Annotated in this window: 1 protein-coding gene; it reads right to left on the bottom strand. The window is 65.5% G+C overall.

Annotated features, from left to right (window positions below; all coding sequences use genetic code 11):
• Window positions 1-50: 50 nt before the first annotated feature.
• Complete coding sequence (locus GOARA_RS06655) at window positions 51-1,298, bottom strand: IS256 family transposase (RefSeq protein WP_007321568.1); 1,248 nt, start codon at window positions 1,296-1,298, stop codon at window positions 51-53.
• Window positions 1,299-1,436 lie beyond the last annotated feature (138 nt).

The raw sequence follows: 1,436 nt of genomic DNA on the forward strand, positions 1-1,436 counted from the left end.
GGTCAAGCCCCGAGTAGTGGTGTAGTGCTGTGATCGTTCGTTCTTGGTGGTTAGGCGCTGAGTTCGACGGTGGTGTCGGTGTTCACCTCGGTTCCGGTGTCGGTGACGGCGGTGAGCCGGCTTTTGGCGAGGATGTCCAGGCCGAGGTAGCGGCGGCCTTCGGCCCATTCGTCGGTTTGCTCGGCCAGAACGGCGCCAACGAGCCGGATGATCGCTGCGCGGTTGGGGAAGATCCCGACGCTGTCTGTGCGGCGCCGGATCTCGCGGTTGAGGCGTTCGTTGGGGTTGTTCGACCAGATCTGCTGCCAGAGGCCTTCGGGGAAGCCGGTGAAGGCCAGGATGTCGGTGCGGGCGCCGTCAAGATGGTCGTGCGCGTCAGGGAGTCTGGTGTCGACGTAGTCCAGGAGGCGGTCGAACTGGGCGTTGACCGCGTCGGCGTCGGGCTGGTCGTAGACCGAGTGCAGCATCGCTTTGACTGCCGGCCACAAGGTTTTCGGGGTCACGCTCATCAGGTTCGCCGCGTAGTGAGTGCGGCACCGTTGCCATGCTGCTCCGGGCAGGTTCGCCGCGATCGCTTCCACGAGACCGGCGTGGGCGTCGCTGGTGACCAGGCGTACCCCGCTCAGGCCGCGGGCGACCAGGTCAGCGAAGAACGTATTCCATGCCACCGCGGTTTCGGCAGTGGCCACCTGCAGACCCAGGACCTCGCGGCGGCCGTCGGCGTTGACCCCGGTCGCGACCAGCACGACCGCGTTGACCACGCGCCCACCTTCACGGACCTTCATCGTCAACGCGTCCGCGGCTAGGAAAGTGAACGGGCCTGCCTCGCCGAGGGGCCGGTGCCGGAACTGCTCGACGTGCTCATCGAGGTCAGCAGCCATGCGGGAGACCTGTGACTTGGAGAGGGCGTTGATCCCGAGGGTTTTGACGAGCTTGTCCATGCGGCGGGTGGACACCCCAGCGAGGTAGCAGTCGGCGACCACGGTGATCAACGCCGACTCGGCGCGTTTGCGGCGTTCGAGCAGCCATTCCGGGAAGTAGGTGCCTTGCCGCAGTTTCGGGACTGCGACATCGATCGTGCCGACCCGGGTATCGAGGGCGCGATGGCGGTATCCGTTGCGCTGGTTGGTGCGCACGGTGCTGCGTTGGCCCCATTCGGCGCCGCACACGGCGTCGGCGTCTGCCGAGAGCAGGGCGTTGATCATGGTTTGCAGTAGCTCGCGCATCAAGTCCGGCGACGCATCGGCCAGAGCTTGGCTGAGAAGGCCGGCAGGGTCGACAATATGAGGTGCGGTCATCGTGATGACTCCATTCGAGTGGGTTGTAGGAGATTCCTCGAAGGATCACACGGTGACCGCTCCCGATCCGAGCAACGACACGCTGCTCGTCACGGTCCAGGTCACCGGGCTACACCACCCTATGGGGCACTACTCGGG

It is taken from the genome of Gordonia araii NBRC 100433 (assembly GCF_000241265.1).
Taxonomy (GTDB): Bacteria; Actinomycetota; Actinomycetes; order Mycobacteriales; family Mycobacteriaceae; genus Gordonia; species Gordonia araii.

Coding starts and splice junctions, on each gene's coding strand:
- GOARA_RS06655 (WP_007321568.1), bottom strand. CDS start 1,298: ATGACCGCACCTCATATTGTCGACCCTGCCGGCCTTCTCAGCCAAGCT.